At 67.1% G+C, this 23,463-nt stretch carries 23 protein-coding genes; 10 read left to right on the plus strand and 13 right to left on the minus strand.

Annotation, left to right across the window (positions count from 1 at the left end; all coding sequences use genetic code 11):
* Nucleotides 1-34: 34 nt before the first annotated feature.
* From FZ983_RS08600 to FZ983_RS08620, 5 genes are all read right to left on the minus strand, one after another.
* On the minus strand, nucleotides 35-820 hold the full coding sequence (locus FZ983_RS08600; protein ID WP_149223161.1) for a glucose 1-dehydrogenase: 786 nt from the start codon (nucleotides 818-820) through the stop codon (nucleotides 35-37).
* 81 nt (nucleotides 821-901) lie between these two features.
* Nucleotides 902-2,026: an acetoin dehydrogenase dihydrolipoyllysine-residue acetyltransferase subunit gene (locus FZ983_RS08605; protein WP_188092272.1), complete on the minus strand. Its 1,125-nt coding sequence runs from the start codon at nucleotides 2,024-2,026 to the stop codon at nucleotides 902-904.
* Between the two features lie 167 nt (nucleotides 2,027-2,193).
* The gene (locus FZ983_RS08610) at nucleotides 2,194-3,225 is read right to left on the minus strand and encodes an alpha-ketoacid dehydrogenase subunit beta (RefSeq protein WP_149223162.1); all 1,032 of its coding nucleotides are present in this window, start codon (nucleotides 3,223-3,225) and stop codon (nucleotides 2,194-2,196) included.
* 35 nt (nucleotides 3,226-3,260) lie between these two features.
* Nucleotides 3,261-4,244, minus strand: coding sequence for a thiamine pyrophosphate-dependent dehydrogenase E1 component subunit alpha (locus FZ983_RS08615; protein WP_109087156.1), 984 nt, complete (start codon nucleotides 4,242-4,244; stop codon nucleotides 3,261-3,263).
* 32 nt (nucleotides 4,245-4,276) lie between these two features.
* Nucleotides 4,277-5,356: an NAD(+)/NADH kinase gene (locus FZ983_RS08620; protein WP_149223163.1), complete on the minus strand. Its 1,080-nt coding sequence runs from the start codon at nucleotides 5,354-5,356 to the stop codon at nucleotides 4,277-4,279.
* A gap of 330 nt (nucleotides 5,357-5,686) precedes the next feature.
* Here FZ983_RS08620 and FZ983_RS08625 point away from each other — a divergent pair, with 330 nt between their 5' ends.
* Nucleotides 5,687-7,090, plus strand: coding sequence for an FAD-linked oxidase C-terminal domain-containing protein (locus tag FZ983_RS08625; RefSeq protein WP_149223164.1), 1,404 nt, complete (start codon nucleotides 5,687-5,689; stop codon nucleotides 7,088-7,090).
* A gap of 132 nt (nucleotides 7,091-7,222) precedes the next feature.
* Here FZ983_RS08625 and FZ983_RS08635 read toward each other — a convergent pair whose 3' ends face one another.
* Complete coding sequence (locus tag FZ983_RS08635) at nucleotides 7,223-7,702, minus strand: YaiI/YqxD family protein (protein ID WP_149223165.1); 480 nt, start codon at nucleotides 7,700-7,702, stop codon at nucleotides 7,223-7,225.
* A 162-nt stretch (nucleotides 7,703-7,864) separates the two neighbouring features.
* On the opposite strand from FZ983_RS08635, the gene ettA reads away from it, so the two are divergent.
* Nucleotides 7,865-9,541, plus strand: coding sequence for an energy-dependent translational throttle protein EttA (gene ettA, locus FZ983_RS08640; RefSeq protein WP_149223166.1), 1,677 nt, complete (start codon nucleotides 7,865-7,867; stop codon nucleotides 9,539-9,541).
* Between the two features lie 78 nt (nucleotides 9,542-9,619).
* Here ettA and FZ983_RS08645 read toward each other — a convergent pair whose 3' ends face one another.
* The 7 genes from FZ983_RS08645 to FZ983_RS08670 all read right to left on the minus strand — a co-directional run bounded on the left by FZ983_RS08645 (nucleotide 9,620) and on the right by FZ983_RS08670 (nucleotide 15,433).
* On the minus strand, nucleotides 9,620-10,069 hold the full coding sequence (locus FZ983_RS08645) for a cupin domain-containing protein (protein WP_247883676.1): 450 nt from the start codon (nucleotides 10,067-10,069) through the stop codon (nucleotides 9,620-9,622).
* Nucleotides 10,070-10,277: 208 nt separating this feature from the next.
* On the minus strand, nucleotides 10,278-11,417 hold the full coding sequence (locus FZ983_RS34490; RefSeq protein WP_211102879.1) for a YsnF/AvaK domain-containing protein: 1,140 nt from the start codon (nucleotides 11,415-11,417) through the stop codon (nucleotides 10,278-10,280).
* 5 nt (nucleotides 11,418-11,422) lie between these two features.
* Nucleotides 11,423-11,881, minus strand: a complete 459-nt coding sequence (locus tag FZ983_RS08655) for a YsnF/AvaK domain-containing protein (RefSeq protein WP_149223168.1) — start codon at nucleotides 11,879-11,881, stop codon at nucleotides 11,423-11,425.
* Nucleotides 11,882-11,899: 18 nt separating this feature from the next.
* Complete coding sequence (locus FZ983_RS34005; RefSeq protein ID WP_174757320.1) at nucleotides 11,900-12,037, minus strand: hypothetical protein; 138 nt, start codon at nucleotides 12,035-12,037, stop codon at nucleotides 11,900-11,902.
* Nucleotides 12,038-12,194: 157 nt separating this feature from the next.
* On the minus strand, nucleotides 12,195-13,691 hold the full coding sequence (locus tag FZ983_RS08660; protein WP_149223169.1) for a pentapeptide repeat-containing protein: 1,497 nt from the start codon (nucleotides 13,689-13,691) through the stop codon (nucleotides 12,195-12,197).
* 200 nt (nucleotides 13,692-13,891) lie between these two features.
* Entirely contained in the window at nucleotides 13,892-14,566 is a 675-nt protein-coding gene (locus FZ983_RS08665) for an ABC transporter substrate-binding protein (RefSeq protein ID WP_247883677.1), read from the minus strand.
* A gap of 81 nt (nucleotides 14,567-14,647) precedes the next feature.
* Nucleotides 14,648-15,433 (minus strand): VacJ family lipoprotein, encoded by a 786-nt coding sequence (locus FZ983_RS08670; RefSeq protein ID WP_149223170.1) that lies wholly within the window; start codon nucleotides 15,431-15,433, stop codon nucleotides 14,648-14,650.
* A gap of 455 nt (nucleotides 15,434-15,888) precedes the next feature.
* Here FZ983_RS08670 and FZ983_RS08675 point away from each other — a divergent pair, with 455 nt between their 5' ends.
* The 8 genes from FZ983_RS08675 to FZ983_RS08710 are packed head-to-tail and all read left to right on the plus strand — an operon-like array spanning nucleotide 15,889 to nucleotide 23,433.
* The gene (locus FZ983_RS08675) at nucleotides 15,889-16,875 is read left to right on the plus strand and encodes a metalloregulator ArsR/SmtB family transcription factor (protein ID WP_149223171.1); all 987 of its coding nucleotides are present in this window, start codon (nucleotides 15,889-15,891) and stop codon (nucleotides 16,873-16,875) included.
* Nucleotides 16,872-17,777: a methylenetetrahydrofolate reductase [NAD(P)H] gene (metF, locus tag FZ983_RS08680; protein ID WP_149223172.1), complete on the plus strand. Its 906-nt coding sequence runs from the start codon at nucleotides 16,872-16,874 to the stop codon at nucleotides 17,775-17,777. Before FZ983_RS08675 ends, metF begins: the two co-directional genes overlap by 4 nt.
* Before the next feature lie 60 nt (nucleotides 17,778-17,837).
* Entirely contained in the window at nucleotides 17,838-18,311 is a 474-nt protein-coding gene (locus FZ983_RS08685) for a DUF29 domain-containing protein (protein WP_149223173.1), read from the plus strand.
* A 4-nt stretch (nucleotides 18,312-18,315) separates the two neighbouring features.
* Nucleotides 18,316-18,789, plus strand: coding sequence for a DUF29 domain-containing protein (locus FZ983_RS08690; RefSeq protein ID WP_188092273.1), 474 nt, complete (start codon nucleotides 18,316-18,318; stop codon nucleotides 18,787-18,789).
* A 50-nt stretch (nucleotides 18,790-18,839) separates the two neighbouring features.
* Nucleotides 18,840-22,331, plus strand: a complete 3,492-nt coding sequence (metH, locus tag FZ983_RS08695; protein WP_149223175.1) for a methionine synthase — start codon at nucleotides 18,840-18,842, stop codon at nucleotides 22,329-22,331.
* Between the two features lie 51 nt (nucleotides 22,332-22,382).
* Nucleotides 22,383-22,715: a nucleotidyltransferase domain-containing protein gene (locus tag FZ983_RS08700; protein ID WP_149223176.1), complete on the plus strand. Its 333-nt coding sequence runs from the start codon at nucleotides 22,383-22,385 to the stop codon at nucleotides 22,713-22,715.
* Between the two features lies 1 nt (nucleotide 22,716).
* Nucleotides 22,717-23,106 carry a HEPN domain-containing protein gene (locus FZ983_RS08705; protein WP_188092274.1) on the plus strand — a complete coding sequence of 130 codons (390 nt, stop codon included), beginning with the start codon at nucleotides 22,717-22,719 and terminating at the stop codon, nucleotides 23,104-23,106.
* A gap of 3 nt (nucleotides 23,107-23,109) precedes the next feature.
* The gene (locus FZ983_RS08710; RefSeq protein ID WP_149223178.1) at nucleotides 23,110-23,433 is read left to right on the plus strand and encodes a nucleotidyltransferase domain-containing protein; all 324 of its coding nucleotides are present in this window, start codon (nucleotides 23,110-23,112) and stop codon (nucleotides 23,431-23,433) included.
* The last annotated feature ends 30 nt before the right edge of the window (nucleotides 23,434-23,463 follow it).

The following is a 23,463-nucleotide window of genomic DNA, read 5'->3' on the forward strand; positions in this document are numbered from 1 at the left end:
CTCCGGTATTATCGTTGTCGGCGTTCGCAGTGGCTCAGGCGAACACCATCCCGCCATCGACCAGCAGCGACTGGCCGGTCATGAAGTCGCTGTCCGACGAGGCGAGGAAGCGGGCGACGCCGACCAGATCCTCGGCGCGCGACGGTCGGCCCAGCACGGCGCCGGCGGCGAACATGTCGAAGGCCTCGTTCTCGGACTTGGTGATGCCGGTATCGCGGAAGCCCTGGTCGATGATCTTCCACATCTCCGTCGCCACCACGCCGGGGCAGATGGCGTTGGCGGTGATGCCCTCTTTGCCGAAGCCGCGGGCGGCGGCCTGGGTCAGGGCCACGACGGCGAATTTGCTGGCGGAGTAATGGGCCAACGGCTCGTAGCCCTGCTTGCCGGCGATGGAGGCGGTGTTGACGATCTTGCCGCCGCCGCCCTGTGCGCGGAAGGTCTTGATGGCTTCCTGCATGCCGATCAGCACGCCCATCGCATTGACGTCGTTGACCGTGTGCCAGTCGTCCTCGGTGATGTCGAGGAAGGGCTTGGTCTGGGCGATGCCGGCATTGTTGAAGATGACGTCGAGCCGGCCATGTGCCTTCACCGTCTCGTCGATCATGCGGCGCACGGCGCTGCGGTCGCGGACATCGACGGTCACGGCGATTGCGGTGCCGCCGGCCGCGCGGATGGCCTCGGCCACCTGCCGGGCGTCGGCCTCGGTCCGGTCGGCGATGGTGAGCTTTGCACCGTCGGCGGCCAGCGCCTTGGCGATGGTGGCGCCGATGCCGCGGCCGGCGCCGGTGACGATGATGCTCTTGTCCTTGAGATCAGGCATGAGCGGTCTCCTGCCGGCGCGCCGGCGGACAGCCTGCGCGCCGGTGGCGAGGGGTTCGGGATGAGGGAAAGGGGAGGGGCCTCAGTTCGCCTTGGCGATGTGATCCTTCAGCAGCGCGTTCACTTTGCCGGCCGCCTCCATCTGCACCATGTGGCCGGCACCGGGGATCACGGCGACCTGTGCCGTGTTCGCCAGAGCCTGGGCGTGGTCGGCGGGGATGACCCGGTCCTCCTCGCCCCACACCACCAGCGTGGGCGTCCTGGCATCCGCGATTCCGGAGGCGAGCACGCTGGCCTGGCGGCCCTCGGCGAACAGCGACGCCGACAATGCCCGCAGCGCCTCGTCCACGCCGTCCAGCCGCTTGTACTTCAAAAGGTCGTCAACCATCTGGCGGCTGACAAGGCCACGGTCGGCGAACAGCGTCTCCAGGACCGGTTTCAGGTCGCGGCGGGATGTCGCACCGACGAAGCCCTGGATGTAGCCGTGGTCGATCTGCTCGCCCAGGCCGGCCGACGCGATCAGCGACAGCGACGCCACCCGGCCCGGCGCGTCGAGCGCCGTGCGCATTGACACCGCCCCGCCCATCGAGTGGCCGACGAAATGGGCGCGCTCCACGCCGACCGTGTCGAGGAAGCCCAGCACCGCCTTCGACAGGCCGGACAGGCTGGGGTCGGCGATCTGCTTGTTCGACTGGCCGTGGCCGGGCAGATCGAGTGCATATACCGTCGCCTTCTCCGCCAGCGCGTCGATGGTGAACAGCCAGTTGTCGAGATCGCCGCCGAAGCCGTGCACCAGCAGGACGGTCGGACCGGTTTCACCACGCTTCGCATAGCGGATGGTGCCGGCCGGGGTCTCGGCGGTGTGGTACTGCGGGCCGGCATCCGCCTCGCCGTCGTCCTCGCTCACCGGGACGGCATAGGCGTTGATGAAGGCGTCGATGTCGTCGTCCGGCACGTCGGGTTCGGCCAGCACGGCAATTAGCGCCTTGACGGGATAGACGGTGCCGGGTTCGCCCAGCACTCGGCGCAGGACGCCGGTTTCACCCGCCTCGACCACGTTGGTGATCTTGTCGGTCTCGACCTCCAGCAGCTCATCGCCGATGGAGATGGTGGACCCCGGCCGCTTCAGCCAGCCGGTGACCTTGCCCTCCGACATGGACAGGCCCCATTTCGGCATGACGATGGGCTTGATGCGCTCGTTCAACATGGAACTCGGTCTCCTGGGGAATTTCTTGTTTTGCAAGCCGTACCCCCACCCCGACCCTCCCCCGCTGGGCGGGGGAGGGGGTTAAGTGCTTGTTCGGGAGAGTGGCGGCAGTCCCTCCCCCGCCCAGCGGGGGAGGATAGGTGGGGGTCTAACTCAGCGGGAGAAGATCACGCCGCGATGCTGCGCGCGCCCTTGGGCGACAGCGTGCGCCGCGCGGCGGCGGCGATGGTGTCGGCGCTGGGCACGTACAGATCCTCCAGCGACGGCGCGAAGGGCACCGGCGTATGCGGCGCCGTCACCATCTGCACCCCGGCCTTCAGCGCCCCGAAGGCGTTCTGGCCGACGAAGGCGGCGATGTCGGTGGCGAGGTTGCAGCGTGGGTGCGCCTCGTCCACCACCACCAGCCGGCCGGTGCGCTCCACGCTCTCGACGATGGTGTCCCAGTCGATCGGCGACAGGGTGCGCAGGTCGATCACCTCGGCCTCGGTGCCGTCCTTCGCCAGCGTCGCCGCCGCTTCCATCGCGCGGTGGACGGTCAGGCCGTAGCTGACGATGGTCACGTCGTCGCCGTCGCGCAGCACGTTCGCCTCGCCGAAGGGGATGGCGTAGCTTTCCGCCGGAACCTCGCATTCCAGGCCGTAGAGGTTCTTGTGCTCGCAGAAGATGACGGGGTCGTTGTCGCGGATCGACTGGATCAACAGGCCCTTGGCGTCATAGGCGTTGCTGGGACAGACGACCTTCAAACCCGGAATGTGGGTGAACAGCGGGGTCAGCATCTGCGAATGCTGGGCGGCGGCGCGGAAGCCGGCGCCGACCATGCCGCGGATCACCACCGGCGTCTCGGCCTTGCCGCCGAACATGTAGCGGAACTTGGCGGCCTGATTGAAGATCTGGTCGAAGCAGACCCCCATGAAGTCCAGGAACATCAGCTCCGCCACCGGCCGCAGCCCGCAGGCGGCGGCACCGACGGCGGCCCCGATATAGGCGGATTCCGACAGCGGCGTGTCCATCAGCCGGTCGCCATGCTTGGCGTACAGACCCTTGGTGACGCCCAGCACCCCGCCCCAGGCGTCGTCCTCGCCCTGGGCGCCGGTGCCGCCGACGATGTCCTCGCCCATGACGATGACGGTGGGGTCGCGGCGCATCTCCAGGTCCAGGGCCTCGTTGATCGCCTGCTTCATGCTGATCTTGCGGGACATGTGTTTCCTCCGCGTCTTGAGGTTCTTTATTGGGCTCAGTAGGCGACGTAGACGTCGCGCAGCAGGTCTTCCGGCGCGGGCAGCGGGGCGGCCTTGGCGGCGCGCGTGGCGTCCTCGATCAGCGCGTTGACCTCGCGGTCGATGGCCTGCAACTCGTCGCGGCCGATCACCCCGGCCTCGATCACCCGTTCCGACAGGATGGTCAGGCAGTCGCGGGATGCGCGGATCGCCTCCAACTCGCCCTTGGCGCGGTAGGTCTGGGCGTCGCCTTCGAAATGGCCGTAGAAGCGGACCATGTTGCATTCCAGCAGGGCCGGGCCGCCGCCGTCACGGGCGCGGCGGATGATCTCGCCGGCCGCCTCGTACACCGCGAAGAAGTCGGTGCCGTCCACCGTGACGCCCGGCATGCCGAAGCCGGTGGCGCGGTCGACATAGCTGTCACAGGACACCGCCCATTCCATCGCCGTGGATTCGGCGTAGCCGTTGTTCTCCACCACGAAGACCACCGGCAGGTTCCACACCGCGGCGAGGTTCAGGCTTTCCAGGAAGGTGCCCTGGTTGGACGCGCCGTCGCCGACGAAGGTGATGCCGACGCCGCGGTCGCCGCGCACCTTGGCCGCCAGCGCCGCCCCGCAGATCAGCGGTGCGCCGGCGCCGAGGATGCCGTTGGCGCCCATCATGCCCTTGGACAGGTCGGCGATGTGCATCGACCCGCCCTTGCCCCGGCAGGCGCCGGTGCTGCGGCCGTAGATCTCCGCCATCATGGCGTGGACGTCGACGCCCTTGGCGATGCAGTGGCCGTGGCCGCGGTGGGTCGAGGCGATGCGGTCGTTGTCGTTCAGGTGCATCATGATGCCGGTGGCGCAGGCCTCCTCGCCGGCATAGAGGTGGACGAAGCCGGGGATGTCGCCCTTGGCGAAATCGACGTGCAGCCGCTCCTCGAACTCGCGGATCGTCCGCATGGTGCGGTAGGCCTTCAGCAGTTCGTCCTTGCCGAGGGGGAAGGGATTCTGGGCCATGAGGTGTTTTCTCCCTGATTGATGTTTGATGATTAAAAGGCGGCCGTGACGGGCACCGGTGTGCCGGTCAGCAGCCGGTTCTGGCCGGCGTGCCGCATGACCGCGGCGACGTTGACCGTGCGGAAGGCGTCGTCCCGGAGCGTCAGGGACAGACGGTCGCGTTCGGAGAAGGACAGTTCGCGTTCGCCATCCAGCGCGATGGAGCCGGCGGTCACCTCCGGCACGAAGGCCACGTCGGCCGGCATGCGGCGCCAGTCGGTGACGCCGACCCGGGCCATCATTCCCGGCGCGATGGGGGCGTGGAGCGTGGTCGCCCCCTTGCGGCAGTCGCCGGCGCCTTCTCCATTGGGCGACAGGCGCACCATCAGGCCGCCGCTCTCATCACGGCCGACGGGTTCCAGCAGGCCGGCGATGGCCGACATGCCGATCACCTCCGGGTCGGCGAAGGTGACGTAGAGTTCGCGGAAATTCTCGGTCCGCCACAGGGCGCGGGCGCCGATGTAGCGCTCCGTCACCAATGCCACGTCGACCAGCGCCATGTCGGTGACGGTGCCGCCGTTCGCCCCTCTGTCGAGGGACACATCGATCCGCTTGTTGGCGGCGAATGCGATGTGCGGCGGCACCCGGCCGGTGACTGCCAGCCCGGTGGCGAGCCCGGTGATCGTCGGCTCGCGGTGTTCGGGGAAGGCGTTGTTGGTGCCGGTGGAGATGCCGGCGATGGGCACCGTCCCGCATTCCGCCGCCACTGCCCGGTGGGTGCCGTCTCCGCCCAGCACCACCAGAGCCGAGACGCCGGCCCGCCGCATTTCCGCGGTGGCGCGGTGGGTGTCGGCGACGGTGCCGGTGACCAGCATGGCGACCGGGTGGAGGGCGGGGTAGATGTCCTCGCCGCGCGCTCTCGCCCGCATCATGCCGCGTTCGACATGGGCGCGGATGCCGCCATTCTCCGGCATCATCAGGACGTCACGCACCCCGCAGGCATGCAGCGCCGCCAGCACCCGCAGCAGGATGTTCGCCCGGTCGGCGATCTGCAGGCTGGTGGCGTTGGCGACGACCCGGCGGATATCGCGGGCTGAAACCGGATTGGCGACGATGCCGACGACCGGAGCCAAGATGGTGCCTCCCCCTCGCTGATGCGCGCCGTTGATCGACGCGCGGTTCGAAGGGGTAAGAGCAACCGCCGTGCCAGATGGTCAGCTCAGCGGATTTTCTTGATTATCAATGGTTGGAGTGATGCGGCGGGGTGGGGCATTGCAACAGGTGTTGCATGGACTGTTGCGCCGCCGGTGCAACAGGTGTGGCAGCTTGCGATAGATTTGGAGCCAACCTGTGGCGCCCCGGCATTCCACCCCTGCGCAGCGCCTGTCTTGCCAAGCACTTGCCTGCCGCTTTAGCTTCGTTTGGTCATACCAATGAATCATCGACCGGGGAGGACAACACCCATGACCGTCATCGCCACCACCCAGCCGCGCGCGGCCCTGACCGAGGAGGCTCGGGCCGAGCTGACGGCTCTGCTGGGCGACCGGTTCACCACCTCGCTGCCGGTGCGCGAGCATCACGGCAAGGACGAGTCCTATCACACGCCCTTCCCGCCGGACGGCGTCGCCTTCGCCAACACGACCGAAGAGGTCAGCGCGATCGTCAGGATCTGCGCGAAGCACAAGCTGCCGATCATCCCCTTCGGCACCGGCACCTCGCTGGAGGGCGGCATTGCGGCGCTGGCCGGCGGCATCACCATCGACCTGTCGGGCATGCAGCAGATCCTGCGCGTCAGCCCGGAGGATCTGGACGTCACCGTCCAGGCCGGCGTGACCCGCAAGCAGTTGAACGAGCATCTGCGCGACACCGGCCTGTTCTTCCCCATCGATCCCGGCGCCAACGCTTCGCTCGGCGGCATGACGGCGACGCGGGCCAGCGGCACCAACGCCGTGCGCTACGGCACCATGCGCGAGAATGTCCTGGGCCTGACCGTGGTGCTGGCCGACGGCCGCATCATCAAGACCGGCGGGCGGGCGCGCAAATCGGCGGCCGGCTATGACCTGACCCGGCTGTTCGTGGGGTCCGAAGGCACGCTCGGCATCATCACCGAGGTGACGCTGAAGCTCTACGGCATCCCGGAAGCCATCTCGTCCGCCGTCTGCGCCTTCCCGACCATCAAGGGCGCGGTCGATACGGTGATCCAGACCATCCAGGTCGGCGTCCCCGTCGCCCGCATCGAGCTGCTGGACGAGGTGCAGATCGACGCCGTCAACAAATACTCCAAGCTCGACTATGCGGTCGCTCCGACCCTGTTCTTCGAATTCCACGGCACCGAGGCCGGAGTGAAGGAGCAGGCGGAGATGGTCGCGGCCATCGCCGCCGAGCATGGCGGCCTGGAATTCGCCTGGGCCACCCGGCCGGAGGACCGGTCGAAGCTGTGGCAGGCCCGGCACGACGCCTATTACGCCGCGCTCGCCCTGCGTCCGGGGTCGAAGGGCTGGCCGACCGACGTCTGCGTGCCGATCTCGCGGCTCGCCGACTGCATCCTTGAGACCAAGCAGGATCTGGCGGAGTCCAACATGCTGGCCCCGATGGTCGGCCATGTCGGCGACGGCAACTTCCACCTCGTGTACGTTCTCGATCCGGAGAACCCGGCCGAGTTGGCCGAGGCCCAGCGCCTTGCCGACAAGATGGTGACCCGCGCGCTGGAGATGGGCGGCACTTGCACCGGCGAGCACGGCATCGGCTATGGCAAGATGGCGTTTCTGGAGCAGGAGACCGGCGAGGCGTTCAACGTCATGGGCGACTTGAAGCGCGCCTTCGATCCGGACAATCTGCTGAATCCGGGCAAGGTGGTGAGGGTGTAAGGGGCGATTACCCCCACCCCAGCCCTCCCCCGCTGGGCGGGGGAGGGGGCAAGTACTTATTCGGAACGGCAGCGGCAGTCCCTCCCCCGCCCAGCGGGGGAGGCTAGGTGGGGGCAACCGTTGCGTCCGCTCTCACCGGAACTTCGGCCGGCGCCCCGCCTTCAGCGCCTGCACCGCCTGGTCCAGCGTCTGCAGGAACTGCGACTTGTCGCGCTGGCTCATCGGGGCGTTGCCGCCGCCGACCACGCCCATGTCGCGCAAATCCTGCATCAGCGCGCGGGTCGCCAGCGCCGAGCCGACGCTGTCCGGCGTGAAGGGGCGCCCGGTCGGGCCGATCACCACCGCGTTCCGCTTCACGCAACGGTCGGCCAGCGGGATGTCCGCCGTCACCACGATGTCGGTCGGGCCGGCATGTTCGGCGATCCAGTTGTCGGCGGCGTCGAAGCCGTCGCTGACCACCACAAGCTCCGCCATGCACTCCGTCGGCAGGCGGAGCGGCGCGTTGGCGACGATCCACACCTTGCAGCCGGTGCGGCCGGCGACCTTGTAAATCTCGGCCTTGACCGGGCAGGCGTCGGCATCGACGTAGATTTCGACTTTGGAACTGACCAATCCTCTTCCTCCTGTTGCCGCCCGATCCCCGCGAGTCGGCTCAACAAGGTTTCATGCAAGGCCCTTATGCGCTAAAACCGGACCCTAGCGACAGGGTGCCGTGGAACCGCAAGGCAGGGGCGGCGCCAATTCTCACATCTTTTCGGAAGGTCGGAGCGGCGCATGGCGTCCTACCAGTATGTCTATGTCATGAAGGGCCTGAGCAAGGTCTATCCTGGCGGCAAGAAGGTTCTCGACAACATCTGGCTGTCGTTCCTGCCGGGTGTGAAGATCGGCGTGCTCGGCGTCAACGGCGCCGGTAAGTCGACCCTGATGAAGATCATGGCCGGTCTGGACAAGGACTACTCCGGCGAAGCCTGGGCGGCCGAGGGCGCCAAGGTTGGCTACCTCTCGCAGGAGCCGCAGCTGGACCCGACCAAGAACGTCCAGGAAAACGTCATGGAGGCGCTGAAGGAGACGAAGGCGCTGCTCGACCGCTTCAACGAAGTGTCGAACCTGATGGCCGATCTCGACGCCGATTTCGACGCGCTGCTGGCCGAACAGGGCGAGCTGCAGGAGAAGATCGACGCCGCCGACGCCTGGGACATCGACCGCACGGTCGAAATCGCCATGGACGCCCTGCGCTGCCCGCCGGGCGACGCCGACGTGACCAAGCTGTCGGGCGGTGAGCGCCGCCGCGTCGCGCTCTGCAAGCTGCTGCTGGAAAAGCCCGACCTGCTGCTGCTCGACGAGCCGACCAACCACCTCGACGCCGAATCGGTCGCCTGGCTGCAGAAGCACCTGGAGGACTACAAGGGCACCGTCGTCCTGGTCACCCACGACCGCTACTTCCTGGACAGCGTGACCGGCTGGATCCTCGAACTCGACCGCGGGTCGGGCATTCCGTGGGAAGGCAACTACTCGTCCTGGCTGGAGCAAAAGCAGAAGCGGCTGGAACAGGAAGGCCGCCAGGAGGAAGCCCGCCAGAAGCAGCTGGCCACCGAACTGGAGTGGATCCGGCAATCCCCGCGCGCCCGTCAGGCCAAGAGCAAGGCGCGCATCACCGCCTACGAGACGCTGCTGGCCGAAAGTGCCAAGGAGCAGGGCGGCGAGACGCGGATCGTCATCCCGGTGCCGCCGCGCCTGGGCAACGTCGTCATCGAGGCGGAGAACATCGCCAAGGGCTTCGGCGACCGCCTGCTGATCGACGGCCTGTCCTTCCGCCTGCCGCCGGGCGGCATCGTCGGCGTCATCGGCCCGAACGGCGCCGGCAAGACCACCCTGTTCCGCATGATCACCGGGCAGGACGGGCCGGACGCCGGCACCTTCCGCGTCGGCGACACGGTGAAGCTCGGCTATGTCGACCAGAGCCGCGACAGCCTGGACGCCAAGAAGACGGTGTGGGAGGAAATCTCCGACGGGCTGGATCTGGTGGAGCTTGGCAAGAAGACCATGCCCAGCCGCGCCTATGTCTCCAGCTTCAACTTCCGCGGTCCCGACCAGCAGAAGAAGGTCGGCCAGCTGTCGGGCGGTGAGCGCAACCGCGTCCACCTCGCCAAGATGCTGAAGTCCGGCGCCAACGTCCTGCTGCTCGACGAACCGACCAACGACCTGGACGTCGATACGCTGCGGGCGCTGGAAGACGCGCTGCAGAGCTTCGCCGGCTGCGCCGTGGTCATCAGCCACGATCGCTGGTTCCTCGACCGCATCGCCACCCACATCCTGGCCTTCGAGGGCGACAGCCACGTCGAATGGTTCGAAGGCAACTTCCAGGATTACGAGGCCGACAAGAAGCGCCGCCTCGGCGCCGATGCCGACCAGCCGCACCGCATCAAGTACAAGCCGCTGGTGCGCAGCTAACGGATAGAGGGACTGCCCTTCCGAGCAGGAAAGGGGCCGCCGGTCGGACAGACCAGCGGCCCCTTTCCATTGGCGCGGTCAGTTGCCGTGCTTGACCGACAGCGGCGTACCGACTTCGCCGGGATAGACGGCCAACAGCCGAACCGGCTCGCTGCCTTCATTGATGCCTTCATGCCAGTCGGTGCGCTCCATATAGGCGTCACCTTCCTTGTAGACGGTGCTTTCGCCGGTTTCGCCCCGGATCGTCAGCTTGCCGCCCAGGATATAGACGAACAGAGGAATCTGATGGGTATGCACGCCGGTGCGCGCGCCCGGAGGAATCTCGGTGATGCGCGCGGTGACCTGCGGCGTTCCCTTCGGATACACGATGGGCGTGCCGTTGGAGTTGGTCTCCGTCTGCAGCAGCGGGGTGGAGCGCGGGGCCGGTGCGGCAGCGGGCTGGCTGGAAACGGTCTGCGCCTGTGCGGAAGACAGCAGGCACGAACCCGCCAGAACGCCCGCCACCAAGCCGGCGAGCAGGCTGGTCACCGGACGGCGGCGGAGGTGGGTAAAGGACCGAGACATGATGGGCTAACTCTCCGGTGCGGGAAACGGAATCGCGGAATGCGATTTGCCGCCGATACACGATAGAGATGCACATCCGATCGTTAAGTGCGCGATTGGTCGCACTTGTTGGGGAAAGAGCAACCAATAGGCACATCCGTCCCACCCCGCTCCGCCGCCGACTTCCGGCCGGTCAGCGGGTCACATCGTCCGTCCGGTCGGTGCGGCGGTCATGCAGGTTTTCGTCCCGCGTGTCCTCGATCTCGACCTCGGTGCGGCGGACGGTGTCGCGGACGCTCTGGGCGCGTTCCTCGACATCCTTGCGGACCACCACCGTCTCGCGGACATGGGCGGTCTTGCTGACCACCGCTTCCTCGTCGGTCTCCGTCACCTCGATGGTGCGCTCGCGGAAGGCGTCGGCCGGAACGTCGGTGCTGCCCTCGACCACGCCACCGGGGCGGCGTTCGACGGTGACGGTCTCGTCGCGCAGGCGCACCTGCTCTTCGACGGGCGTCTCGACGACATAGCTGCGGACGCGGACGCCGCCGCGTTCGACGGTGCGCTTGCCGATGTTGATCTGCTCCTCGACAATCGGGATCTGCTCTTCCCGTTCAGAGGTGCCGGTGCGGGTGGTGCGGGTGCTGTCGGTGTTGACGTCGCGCATGGCGGCGGCGGCACCGGTCAGGCCGGCACCGCTGGTGCTGGTGCCCATCCCCGTGCCCGTGGTGTCGATGGCGGTGCGGCCGGGCGAGTAACGCAGGCGCTCCTCCTCGGCCGAGCTGTCGTCGTAATAGTCGGCGCTCTCGTCGAAGCCGGTCCAGCCGGAGTTGCGATAGGCGGCGCTGCGTTCCTCGACATCCACCACGTTGCCGCGCTCCAGCACCTCCATGGCGCGGTCGACATCCTCCTCGTCCAGGCGGAGCTTCAGCAGCGAGCCGCCGCGGCGCACGCCCTCGGCATAGACCTGCGCATCATGGTTGGGGATGCCCCAGCCCGACAGGCGGGTCAGGATGCCGCCGCCGGTCGTACCGGTGGTGCTGCCGGCGGTCGAACCCATTCCGGTGCCCATGCTGCTGCCGGGGACGGTGTTGGGCGACGCGACATAGCCGGTCGACAGGTCGGTGCGGGCCATGCCGGCGGCGGCGCCGACCGACGAATCGCCGGTGGTGGTGCCGAGGCCGGTGGTGTCGCTGCCGCTCCACCCGCCGCTGCTCAAATCGGCATGGGACAGAATCTCGACGGCGCTGGATTCGAATCCGGCGGCCTGCAGGTCGCGGGATGCGGTTTCGGCCTCGGATCGGTGGTCATAGAGGGCGACGATGGTTTTGGTCATCGGCTTTACTCCTCGAGCGAATTCGGATTGGGGGACGGGGGCTGATTGGGCGAATGGACAGGGGAGGGCGGGGTTGTCACACGCTCCACCACCGCTTCCTCCGAACGCAGGGTAACGGGCTGCTCGACCTCGACGGTCCGCCGGTTCCTACGGATGTGCAGCTCTTCGCGAAGCATCAGGCGGCGTTCCACCACCAGCACTTCCTCGACCAGCGGGATCACCGTCACGTCCCCTTCCTGGCGGATGCCGGGATGGGCGTCGATCTCGCGGTCGATCGGGACGCGGGTGACGGTGGCCTCTTCATGCTCCAGCGATTCGCGGACCATCGCTTCGCGTTCGGACACGCGCGTCGTCACGCGGACACGGCTTCGTTCCACCCGCTGCTTGCCGACTGTCACCGACTCGTCGTGCAGGGGAATGACCGCGTCGCCCTCTTCGCGAGGGAGTTCATTGTCGGCCGTCATGGCGGCGGGTGCCGCGGGTCAGCGGAACAGGAGATAGAGGACGATCGCGACCACGATCAGACCGATGATGATCCACATCCAGTTCATCCCGGAGCTTCCGGCTCCGGTCACGGAGTCATACACACCAACTTTCCTGGGCTTCTGTTCGTCTGCCATAGGAGCCTCCGTTCGGGGATGGACCGGCGGGTTGTGCCCCCATCCGGCGTGCTCCATTCAAACAGGGCCTCTTGTGGATCGTTCCCCCTGATCGTTCCGAGGAATCAACGATCCTTTCAAATCAAAAGATCAAGGGCAGATGCATTGAACCGCCAGCTCAGCCGGCCATTCGCTGATGTTCCAGGAAGGCGGTCTTCAGCAGCGCCTTCAGGTCGTCGCCATATTGGTGGAAGCGGACGGATAGCTGGCCGCGCTCCTCGTCGCGATGCAGCACCACGAGGTTGGCCACGGCCGTCACCTCCTGCCGGTCGGCCAGCACGACGCGGGCCTGGAAGGTCTGGCCGCGCTGATAGGGCTGGTTGACCGCCAGCAGGCACAGGCCGCCCACCGACCAGTTGCGGGCGGGGAAGCTGCCATGTTCCGTATGGATGACCATGCCCGGACGCACGAAGCGCTTCTGGCGCCGCCGCTCTTCCGGTGGCGGCAGGGGGAACGGGCTGGAGGCGCTGGGCACGTCGATGCCGGACCGGTCCGTCAGCGCATTCTGAAAATTCGCCCCACGGACCACCGCCGCGCCCATGGTCGAATCGCGCAGGTCGGCGTCGGAGAAGTCGGCGCCCTCGAAATTGGCCGGCCAGTCGCGGCCGCCGGCCAGCGGCACCGGCCGGGCGTCCACCCCGTTCATCAGCGTGTGCGCCAGATAGGCGCGGCGCAGGGTGACCCCGCGCAGCACGGCGTCGCGCAGGTCGGCCTCGTCCAGGTCGATGTAGGACAGCTCGGCCATTTCCAGGCTGGCCTTGGTCAGGCGGGCGCCGGGCAGGCGGCAACGGCGCAGCCGGGCGGCCGCCAGCGTGCGGCCATGCAGGTCCGCCCCCGCCACCGACACGAGGTCGAGGTCGAGCCGCGCCCCCTCGGCCCCGCCGCTGTCGACCCAGCGTTCGTGCCGCTCCACCAGTTCCAGGAACTCGGCCACCGGCATCGCCGTGTAGTTGGGCTGGACGATGGCGTCGGGCGGCAGGGCGAAGGGGATGAAGGTGCGGGTCAGGGTGGCGTGGTCCATCACCGTGTTGCCGAACACGGCCCCGTCCAGGTTGGCCCCGCAGAAATCGGTGCCCATCAGCACGGCCGAGGTCAGTTCCGCCCCCGTCAGGTCGGCGTCGTTCAGGTCGGCGCCGGTCAGGTCGCAGCCGGTGAAGTTCGCGCCGGCCAGGATCGAGCGTTCCATCTTGGCTTCGGTCAGGCGGGTGGTGCCGGTGCCGCGGGCCGTCTGGCTGCCGTCCGGGCCGCCGCTGTCGACCAACTCACCGGCGCGGAAATCGGCGCCGCGCAGGTTGGCGTCGGTCAGCAGGGCGCGGTGCAGGTTGGCCCCGCGCAGGTCGGCACCGGTCAGGATGGCGCCCGACAGGTTCACCGCCTCCATGTCGGCGCCGAACAGGTCGGCCTGCGACAAGTCGGCCTTCACCATGCGGGTGCTGCTGAGGTTAGCCCCTGCCAGCTTGGCCCCTGCCAGCGAAACGCGCTCCAGGTTCAGCCGCGACAGGTCGCGAAAGCTGAGATCGGCGCGGCGGCCATTGGACGGCCGCTTCAGCCACGCCTGATGCGCCTGGATGATCGTCCGGAGTTCGTCGATCTCTTTGGGATCGCGTTCGGCCATGGCGTGGGTTCCCGGATCCACCGTATGACGAAAGACAGCAGCGTCGGCGCAACGATAGCCCGTTCGGACAGGCGCGTCACGGTTTCTCGACGGTACTCCTCCGTTGTCGGGCCGGAGCCGGCGGCCCGGGCATGGAAAAGGCCGTCTTCCATGGGGGAAGACGGCCTTGGCCGGTTGAGGTGTTTTGCCGCTCAGGCCGTTCAGCCGGCGCGGCCGACCTTCTGGCGCAGGGCCTGGATCAGGCCGTCGATGCGGCCGCCGTTCTGCTCGACGACGGAGGCGAATTCCTGCCGCTGGGTTACACCCATGCTGACATTCTCCACCACCACGTCGATGATCTTGAAGTCGGCACCCGCCTTGCGGACGCGCCAGCTGACATTGACCGGCGGACCGTTGGGACGGACGATCTGGGTCGTCACCAAGGTATCCGCCTCGCCGGCCGGGGAGGTCCCGACGATCTTGAAGGTCTCGCCGGAATATTCGACGAAACGTTCGGCATAGGTGTTGACGATCAGCTGCTCGAACAGCTTCTGGTACTCGGCCCGCTGAGCCTCGTTGGCGCTGTTCCAGTAGCGGCCCAGCACCCAGCGGCCGATGTACGGCACGTCGAAGCCGGCGTACAGGAGCGTGCGAAAGCGCTGGATCGCCTGATCGCGCGACAGGCTCTTGTCCGAGAAGGTTGCAATGGCGTCGTTCCCCAGCTTCTGGATGAACGCGCTGGCTCCCTGGTCCGCGCCTTGCGCAGCGGCGGGGGAGATGAGGGTGTGCCCGGCCCAACCGCTCACCGCGAGCAGGGCAGCGCACGCGACAAAATTACGGCGTGTCAGCATGGTAGGGCGAAAGGTGGCGGTTGCCGCGGCATTGTCAACGGTCATGTGGCCTTTGGGGGTCCTGTGACCTCGGGGATCCGAAATCCATAGGCGTCCAGCCGGCGAACCGGCTGGACGGGTTCGGGATCAGGGCTTCGGCGGGGTGGAGTAGTCCGGGAACTCCGGCGCGGCCGACGCCTTGTTGTTGGCAATCGCTGCCCGGCGCTGCTGCTGGTACAGGCTGCGCGCGGTGGCGTAGAAGTCCAGCGAGTTGCGGCGCAGGTCGTCGACCTCCCTCAGGATCTCGGACCGGCGGTCGACGGCGCTGACCACCGAACGGGTCACCAGCATGCCCTTGTGGTCGGTGCCGTAGGCCCAGATGCGGACCGGGTCGCCGACGGTGTCGACGGCATAGCCGGCGGTATCGCGCAGGTTCGACGGGCCCAGCAGCGGCAGCACGATGTACGGGCCGTCACCCACGCCCCACACCGCCAGCGTCTGGCCGAAATCCTCCGGCGCGTTCGGGATGCCGGCCTGGGTGGCGACATCGGCGAGGCCGCCCACGCCCAGGATGGTGTTGGTCAGGAAGCGCCCGGTGGCGTGCGACGCCCCGTCCACATTGCCCTGCAGCAGGTTGTTGGCGATGTAGAGCGGCGACATCAGGTTGTCGATGAAGTTGTGGATCGCGTCGCGCACCGGATCGGGCACGACGCCCACATAAACCTCCGCCGCCGGACGGATCACCAGGATGTCCGCCGCCTCGTTGGCGGCAAAGACGAATCGGTTGGGGATCTCCAGCGGATCGTTGACCTGATAGGCGGCGTCCGTCGCGCCCGAGTCGCCTGGGTTGGTCGCGCAGGCCGTCGCCGTCAGGGCGAAGGCCACCACGGTGGCCGTACGGAGGAGGGAGCGGGAAAGGCTGGCCAGCTTCATGTGCGACGGCTCTTTATCAGTGGGCTCGACTCGGTGCGGGTCGCCGCATGTCCTGGCCACAACCGAAGACTCCGATGGCGGATGTCCTCAACCCTGGCAAGGTGGCTACGCGGTCGGCGGGAAGATTGGGCGAGATATCGCAGAATTTCCACCGTTTCATGACCTAACACAGGCTTTGCCGTTTGACCAGCATGGGCGGTCGCGCCCTGCGAGGCGGCGGGACGCTTGTGACGGCTTTGCCGCAACGGCGCCGGAGAGCTTGTGCGCCACCGCTTTCGACCTTGGACCGGGCAGACAGGCAGGGGCCGGGCCACCGCCATAATGGGTGCGATGGCGGCTGTCCGCGAAAAGCGGTTTACGACGCATAAAGATATCTTTATATCTGTATCCGGGCTGTCGGGGCGTGGTGCACCGGCCGGCCGCACCCCTCCCTGGCCCGAATCGGACGTGAGGCGATGGACGATCTGCTGGCGACGCTGAAGGCGGCGGCCGAGACCACGCGGTTGCGGCTGCTGGCGCTCTGCGCGCATGGCGAGCTGACGGTGACCGAACTGACCCAGATCCTGGGTCAGAGCCAGCCGCGCGTCTCCCGCCATCTGAAGCTTCTGTGCGATGCCGGGCTGCTGGACCGCTTCCGCGAGGGCACTTTCGCCTTCTACCGCCTTGCCGAGAAGGGGCAATCGGCCGAGTTGGCACGCGTGCTGGTCGACGCCATCCCCGACGAGGATCCGACGCTCACGCTCGATCTGGAGCGGCTGGAGGCGATCAAGCGATCCCGGTCGGAGGTCGCCGCCGCCTATTTCCGTGAGAATGCCGCGCGCTGGCACGAAATCCGCTCCCTTCACGTTGCGGAAGGCGAGGTCGAGGCCGCTCTGCTGCGCCTGTTCCCGAAAGAGGGGGTGGAGGAGCTGCTGGATATCGGCACCGGCACCGGACGGATGCTGGAGGTACTCGCCCGACGCGTCCACCGTGCGATCGGGGTAGACCAGTCGCGCGAGATGCTGACCGTCGCCCGCAACCGGCTGGAGGAGGCGGGGCTTCGCCATTGCCATGTCCGGCAGGCGGACATGTATCAGCTGCCCTTCCCCTCCGGTTCCTTCGACGCCGCGGTGATCCACCAGGTGCTGCACTACACCGAATCGCCGGCCGGCGTTCTGGCCGAGGCGGCGCGGGTCTTGCGCCCCGGCGGGCTGCTGCTGGTCGTCGATTTCGCCCCCCACCATCTGGAAGCCCTGCGCGAGGAGCATGCGCACCGCCGCCTGGGCTTCGCGGACGCCGAAGTCGCCGGCTGGTGCCGCCAGTCGGGGCTGGATTGCGGCCCGGTGGTGCATCTGCCGGGCGATCCGCTCACCGTTTCCATCTGGCCGGCCACCCGCCTTGCGGCCGGCATTCAAGTTCCTTCCCCGAAGCCCGCCCACTCGCTCAGCGGAGTCCCGTCATGACCGCGCCCACCTCTGCACAGCCGTCCGTCAGCTTCGAATTCTTCCCGCCCAAATCGGAGAAGATGGAGCAGAGCCTGTGGCAGTCGATCCGGCGGCTGGCTCCGCTGTCGCCCGGCTTCGTGTCGGTGACCTACGGCGCCGGCGGCTCGACCCGCGAGCGCACCCACGCCACCGTCTGCCGCATCCAGGCGGAGACCGGCATCCCGGCCGCCGCCCACTTCACCTGCGTCGGCGCCACCCGCGATGAGATCGACGCCATCGCCCGCACCTATTGGGATGCCGGCATCCGCCATCTGGTGGCCCTGCGCGGCGACCCGCCGGAGACCGCGGGCGGCGTCGGCGGCCGCTACGAGCCGTTCCCCGGCGGCTATGCCTATGCCGCCGATCTGGTGGCGGGAATGAAGCGCATCGCCGACTTCGAGATCTCGGTCGCAGCCTATCCCGAATCCCATCCGGAGGCGCCGAGCGCCCAATTCGACCTGGACAACCTGAAGCGCAAGGTCGATGCCGGGGCCACCCGCGCCATCACCCAGTTCTTCTTCGACAACGACGTCTATTTCCGCTTCCTCGACCGCTGCGCCGCGGCCGGCATCCATGTGCCGATCGTCCCCGGCATCCTGCCGATCACCAACTTCGCCCGCGCGGTGGAGTTCGCCGGCAAGTGCGGCGCATCGATGCCGAAGAAGCTGGCCGAGACCTTCGAGGGCTTGGACGACGACCCGGAGACCCGCCACCTCGTCGCCGCGACCGTGGCGGCTGAGCAGTGCCAGGAGTTGCAGGCGCAAGGGGTGCACGATTTCCACTTCTACACGCTGAACCGCTCCGACCTGACCATCGCCATCTGCCGCATGCTGGGCGTGAAGGCGAAGGCCGCGCCAGCCGCCGCGGCGGTGGCGGGGTAGGGCGCCGGCCGCCGCCCTGTGCTACGCTTGGACGGCGAATTGTCGCGGGAGGGCGATGACATGGACAGCCGGATCGGATACGACACGGACTTCTACGCCTGGACCCAGGAACAGGCGCGGCTGCTGCGCGAAGCGGCGACCGAACGCTCCAACTCGCCCATCGACTGGGAGCACATCGCCGAGGAACTCGACATCATGGGCGGGCAGGTCAAGGACGCGATCCGCAGTCATCTCGCCACGGTGATCGAGCATCTTCTGAAGCTGGAATACTCGCCCGATCCCTATCCGCGCCGGAAATGGCGTATCTCCGTGACCAAGGCCCGCCGCCATTTGGAGGACAAGCTGGAGGTGCATCCGAGCCTGCAGCGCTGGCCGGCCGAGATCCTGGGGAAGGCGTGGCTGGACGGCCGCGACGACGCCTGCCAGGACGACAGCATCGCCATCGACGCGCTGCCGAAGGAGTGCCCCTTCGCTTTGGAGGACCTGCGCGATCCGGAGTGGTGGCCGGTGAACCGGCATGGCCTGGAGGGCTGACGCCATGGACAGCCGGATCGGATACGACACCGACTTCTATGCTTGGGCTCTGGAGCAGGGGCGGTTGCTGCGGGAGGCATCGCGTGAGCGTATTTCCATCCCCGTTGATTGGGAGAATGTCGCGGAGGAAATCGAGAGTATTGGGCGGCGCGAGCGCCGGGACCTGCAAGAGGGCATTCGGCAGGTCATGCTCGGATTGCTGCGCTTCCAATTCATACAAAGTGCTGTGGCAGATGTCGAATTGCGCTTGTCGATCATGCGCACGCGCTTCGACATCAAGACATTGCTTGGAGATAGCCCAATTCTCTACAGTGGTATCGATCTTTCAGACCTGTATGGCAGGGTGCGCTTGGTGGCTTGCGCTGATCTACCAGCCGAAGCTGCTTTCGAGTGGAGCTTGCCGGACGATTGCCCCTACAGTCTTGAGCAAATACTTGCCATAGATTGGTGGCCCGCCAGCCGCCACGGCCTCACCTGACCCCGCCATTCCGCCCCGAACCCGCCAAATAACGGACAAGACGCATTCCCATGCCCCACATCCTCGACACCCTGCGTGACCGCGTTCTGCTTTGCGACGGCGGGTTCGGCAGCCGCATCCAGGCGCTCGACCTCGACGTCGAGAAGGATTACTGGGGGCACGAGAACTGCACCGACATCCTGCCCCTGTCGCGCCCGGACATCGTTCGCGACATTCACCGCGGCTATTTTGAAGCCGGCGCGGACATGGTGGAGACCGACACCTTCGGCGCCTCGCCGGTGACGCTGGGCGAGTTCGGCATTTCCGAGAAGGCCTTCGAGATCAACCAGCGCGCGGTCGAGCTGGCGCGCGAGGCGGCGGAAAGCTTCAAGGACGGCCTGCCGCGCTTCGTCATCGGCTCCATCGGGCCGGGCACCAAGCTGCCCAGCCTGGGCCACATCGCCTATCAGCCGGCGGAGGACAGCTTCTATGTCCAGGCCGCCGGCCTGATCGCCGGCGGGGCCGACGCCATCCTGGTGGAGACCTGCCAGGACCCGCTGCAGATCAAGGCCGCCGTCAACGGCATCAAGCGTGCCCGGCTTGAGGCCAACAGCGACACCCCCGTCTTCGTCCAGGTTACGGTGGAGACCACCGGCACGCTGCTGGTCGGCACCGACATCGCCGCCGCCGCCACCGTCATCCAGGCGCTCGACGTGCCGCTGATGGGCCTGAACTGCGCCACCGGCCCGTTGGAGATGAGCGAGCATGTGCGCTGGCTGTCGCAGAACTGGCCGGGGCTGATCTCGGTCCAGCCGAATGCCGGCCTGCCGGAACTGGTGGACGGCAAGACGCACTACCCGCTCCGTGCCGACGACTTCGCCCATTGGCTGGAGCGTTTCGTGTCGGAGGACGGGGTGAACCTCGTCGGCGGCTGCTGCGGCACCAACGTGCCCCACATCGCGGCGGCGAACCAGATGCTGCGCAAGCTGGCCCCCGCCGGCTCGCACCGCCCGGCACCGAAGGGCCGCACCGTCCATTGGGTGCCGGCGGTGGCCTCGCTCTACTCCCAGGTCACGTTGCGCCAGGAGAACGCCTTCTTCGCCATCGGCGAGCGTTGCAACGCCAACGGCTCGAAGAAGTGGCGCGAGCTGCAGGAGAAGAACGACTGGGACGGTTGCGTCGAGATGGCGCGCGAGCAGGTGAAGGAGGGCAGCCACTCGCTGGACGTCTGCACCGCCTTCGTCGGTCGTGACGAGGTGGCGGAGATGAACGCGGTCATCTCCCGCTTCGCCGGGTCCGTCACCGCGCCGCTGGTGATCGACTCCACCGAGTACAAGGTGCTGGAACAGGCGCTGGCGCTCTATGGCGGCAAGGCGATCCTCAACTCGATCAACTTCGAGGACGGCGAGGAGCCGGCAAGGCAGCGTCTGGCGCTCGCCAAGAAGTTCGGCGCCGCCGTCATCGCGCTGACCATCGACGAAGAGGGCATGGCGAAGACGCCGGACCGCAAGCTCGCCATCGCCAAGCGGCTCTACGATCTGGCGGTGAACGAGTACGGCCTCGCCCCGTCCGACCTGCTGTTCGATCCGCTGACCTTCACCATCGCCACCGGCAACGAGGACGACCGCAAGCTCGCCATCTGGACGCTGGAGGGCATCGAGGCGATCGCCCGCGAGATGCCCGGCTGCCAGATCATCCTGGGCCTGTCCAACGTCTCCTTCGGCCTGAACGCCGCGGCGCGCCATGTGCTGAACTCGGTCTTCCTCGACCATGCGGTGAAGAAGGGGATGACGGGCGCCATCGTCCATGTCTCCAAGATCCTGCCGCTGCACCAGATCCCCGAGAAGGAGGTCAAGACCGCCGAGGATCTGATCTTCGACCGCCGTGCGGAAGGATACGACCCGCTCCAGGCCTTCATCGCCCTGTTCGAAGGCCGCAAGGCTGCCGACGCCAAGAAGAAGGCCCGCGCCGAAACCGTCGAGGAGCGGCTGAAGGAGCGCATCGTCGACGGCGACCGCACCGGGCTGGAGGACGACCTTGCCGAGGCGATGAAGACGCACCCGCCGCTGGAGATCATCAACACCTATCTGCTCGACGGCATGAAGGTGGTGGGCGAACTGTTCGGCGCCGGCAAGATGCAGCTTCCCTTCGTTCTGCAGTCGGCGGAGACGATGAAGGCTGCGGTGGCGTGGCTTGAGCCGCACATGGAAAAGGTGGAGGGCCAGGAGAAGGGCACGCTGGTCCTCGCCACCGTGAAGGGTGACGTCCACGACATCGGCAAGAACCTCGTCGACATCATCCTGACCAACAACGGCTACAAGGTGGTCAATCTCGGCATCAAGCAGCCGGTCTCCGCCATCATCCAGGCCGCCAAGGAGCACAAGGCCACCGCCATCGGCATGTCCGGCCTGCTGGTGAAGTCCACCGTGGTGATGCGCGAGAACCTGGAGGAGATGACCCGCGAGGGGCTGGAGGTGCCGGTGCTGCTCGGCGGCGCCGCCCTGACCCGCGCCTATGTCGAGGGCGACTGCGTGGCGTCCTACGGCTCCGGCCGCGTGGCTTACGCCGGCGATGCCTTCGACGGGCTGACCCTGATGGACAAGGTCGTGGAGGGTAGCTTCGACCAGCAACTCGCCATTCAGCAGGCCAAGCGCGCCGGAAAGGCGACCAACCGCCGCCGCGTGCTGGGGCAGGCGACCAGCGCCGCCACCGGCCCGGTCGACAAGGACGCCGTTCGCGCCCGCCGCCATCGGCTGGCTGAAGGCGTTCCGGTGCCGACCCCGCCCTTCTGGGGGCCGAAGCTGATCGACCATGTGCCGCTGAAGACGCTGGTCACCTACCTCAACGAGCGGATGCTCTACCAGCTGCAATGGGGCTACCGGAAGGACGGCAAGTCCTTCGAGGAGTTCAAGGAGTGGGCGAAGAAGGAGCTGCGGCCGGTGCTCGACCGCATCCTCCAGATCGCGGCGAAGGAGGAAATCCTGCGTCCGACCGCCGTCTACGGCTATTGGAAGGCGGCGGCCGACGGCAACGACGTGATCCTGTTCGAGGAGGACGGCACCACCGAGGCCGCCCGCTTCACCATGCCCCGCCAGGCCAAGGAGGATGGCGAGTGCATCGCCGACTTCCTGCGCGACGTGACCGATCCCGAGCGTGACGTGATCGGCCTGCAGGTCGTCACCATGGGCCAGCATTGCGCCGAGGTAGCGCGCGAGTGGTTCGCCGAAAACCGCTACCAGGACTATCTCTACCTGCACGGCCTGTCGGTGGAGATGACCGAGGCGATGGCGGAATATGTCCACGCCCGTATCCGCGCGGAGCTGGGCTATGGCGCCGAGGACAGCCGCGACAAGGAGAAGCTGTTGCAGCAGTCCTATCGCGGCAGCCGCTACAGCTTCGGCTATCCGGCCTGCCCGAACCTGAAGGACCAGGAACAGCTTCTGAAGCTGCTGGACGCCGGGCGCATCGGCATCGAGATGTCGGACGAGGACCAGCTGCATCCGGAGCAGAGCACCTCGGCGATCGTCCTGCACCACCCGCGGGCCAAGTACTTCTCGGTCTGATTGGATCCTCCGCCGCCCGTTCCGTGTTAGGATGGGCGGCGGAGGATTTTCATGGGCACGGTCGACACACGGGGAGACGAGAAGCTGCAACTCCTGCTGGACCGGATCGTCCCGGCCCTGGAGCCGGAGGCCGTCTACCTGTTCGGCAGCCGGGCACGCGGCGATTTCGACGAGGACAGCGATTACGACCTGCTGGTGATCGTCCCGGACGATGCGCCGAAGGAACGGCGGTCCATGGCCACCGCCTTCGATGCCAGTCGGCAGTCCCGGGTTCCGGCCGACATCATTCCCTGCTCCCGTACCGGCTTTGAACGTTACAAGAATTCGGTGGGAACACTCTGTTACGAGGCCAACCACTTCGGGGTTCAGGTCTATGGTCGATAGGGTGGTCGCAGCCTGGCTGGCGGTGGTGGACGAGGACATCCGCGCGATCCGTGCCTGCCTTGTCGGCTCGGCGGTCAAATCTGCGGCCTACCATTGCCAGCAGGCGGCGGAGAAACTGGTGAAGGCAGCCCTCGTCTCGCTCGGCCGCCATCCGCCCAAACAGCACAACATCGTGGCGCTGCTCGACGATGTGCCGTCGGATCATCCCTTGCGTCCAACCTTGCTGCCGCTGGAACGGTTCACCATCTTCGTCGCGGCTTTCCGCTATCCGAGCATCGATGTTTTCGACAGCCCGCCGGACGAGCCCGATCCCGACGACGTGTCCCGCTGGCTGGCTGAAATCGAGCAGGTCCGCGCGACTGTCGCGGCGTTTCTGAACGCAGAGGCATAGGTGATGGGCGTGGTCGACGAGAAGCTGCAGATCCTTCTGGACCGGATCGTTCCGGCCCTGGAGCCTGATGCCGTCTATCTGTTCGGCAGCCGGGCGCGCGGCGACTTCCATGAGGACAGCGATTACGACCTGCTGGTGATCGTCCCGGACGATGCGCCGAAGGAACGGCGGTCGGCGGTGTTCGCCCATGCGGCCAAGGCTGGCACCGGCATCCCGGCGGACATCATGCCGTGCCGACGTTCCTTTTTCGAAGCGAACAAGGATCAGGTCGGCACGCTGAGCTACAAGGCCACGCATGAGGGTTTTTTGATATATTGGAGGCATTAGGCGCTCGGAGCCTGTTGCCCGCTCTTGCAT

The organism is Azospirillum sp. B21 (genome assembly GCF_008364825.1).
GTDB lineage: Bacteria > Pseudomonadota > Alphaproteobacteria > Azospirillales > Azospirillaceae > Azospirillum.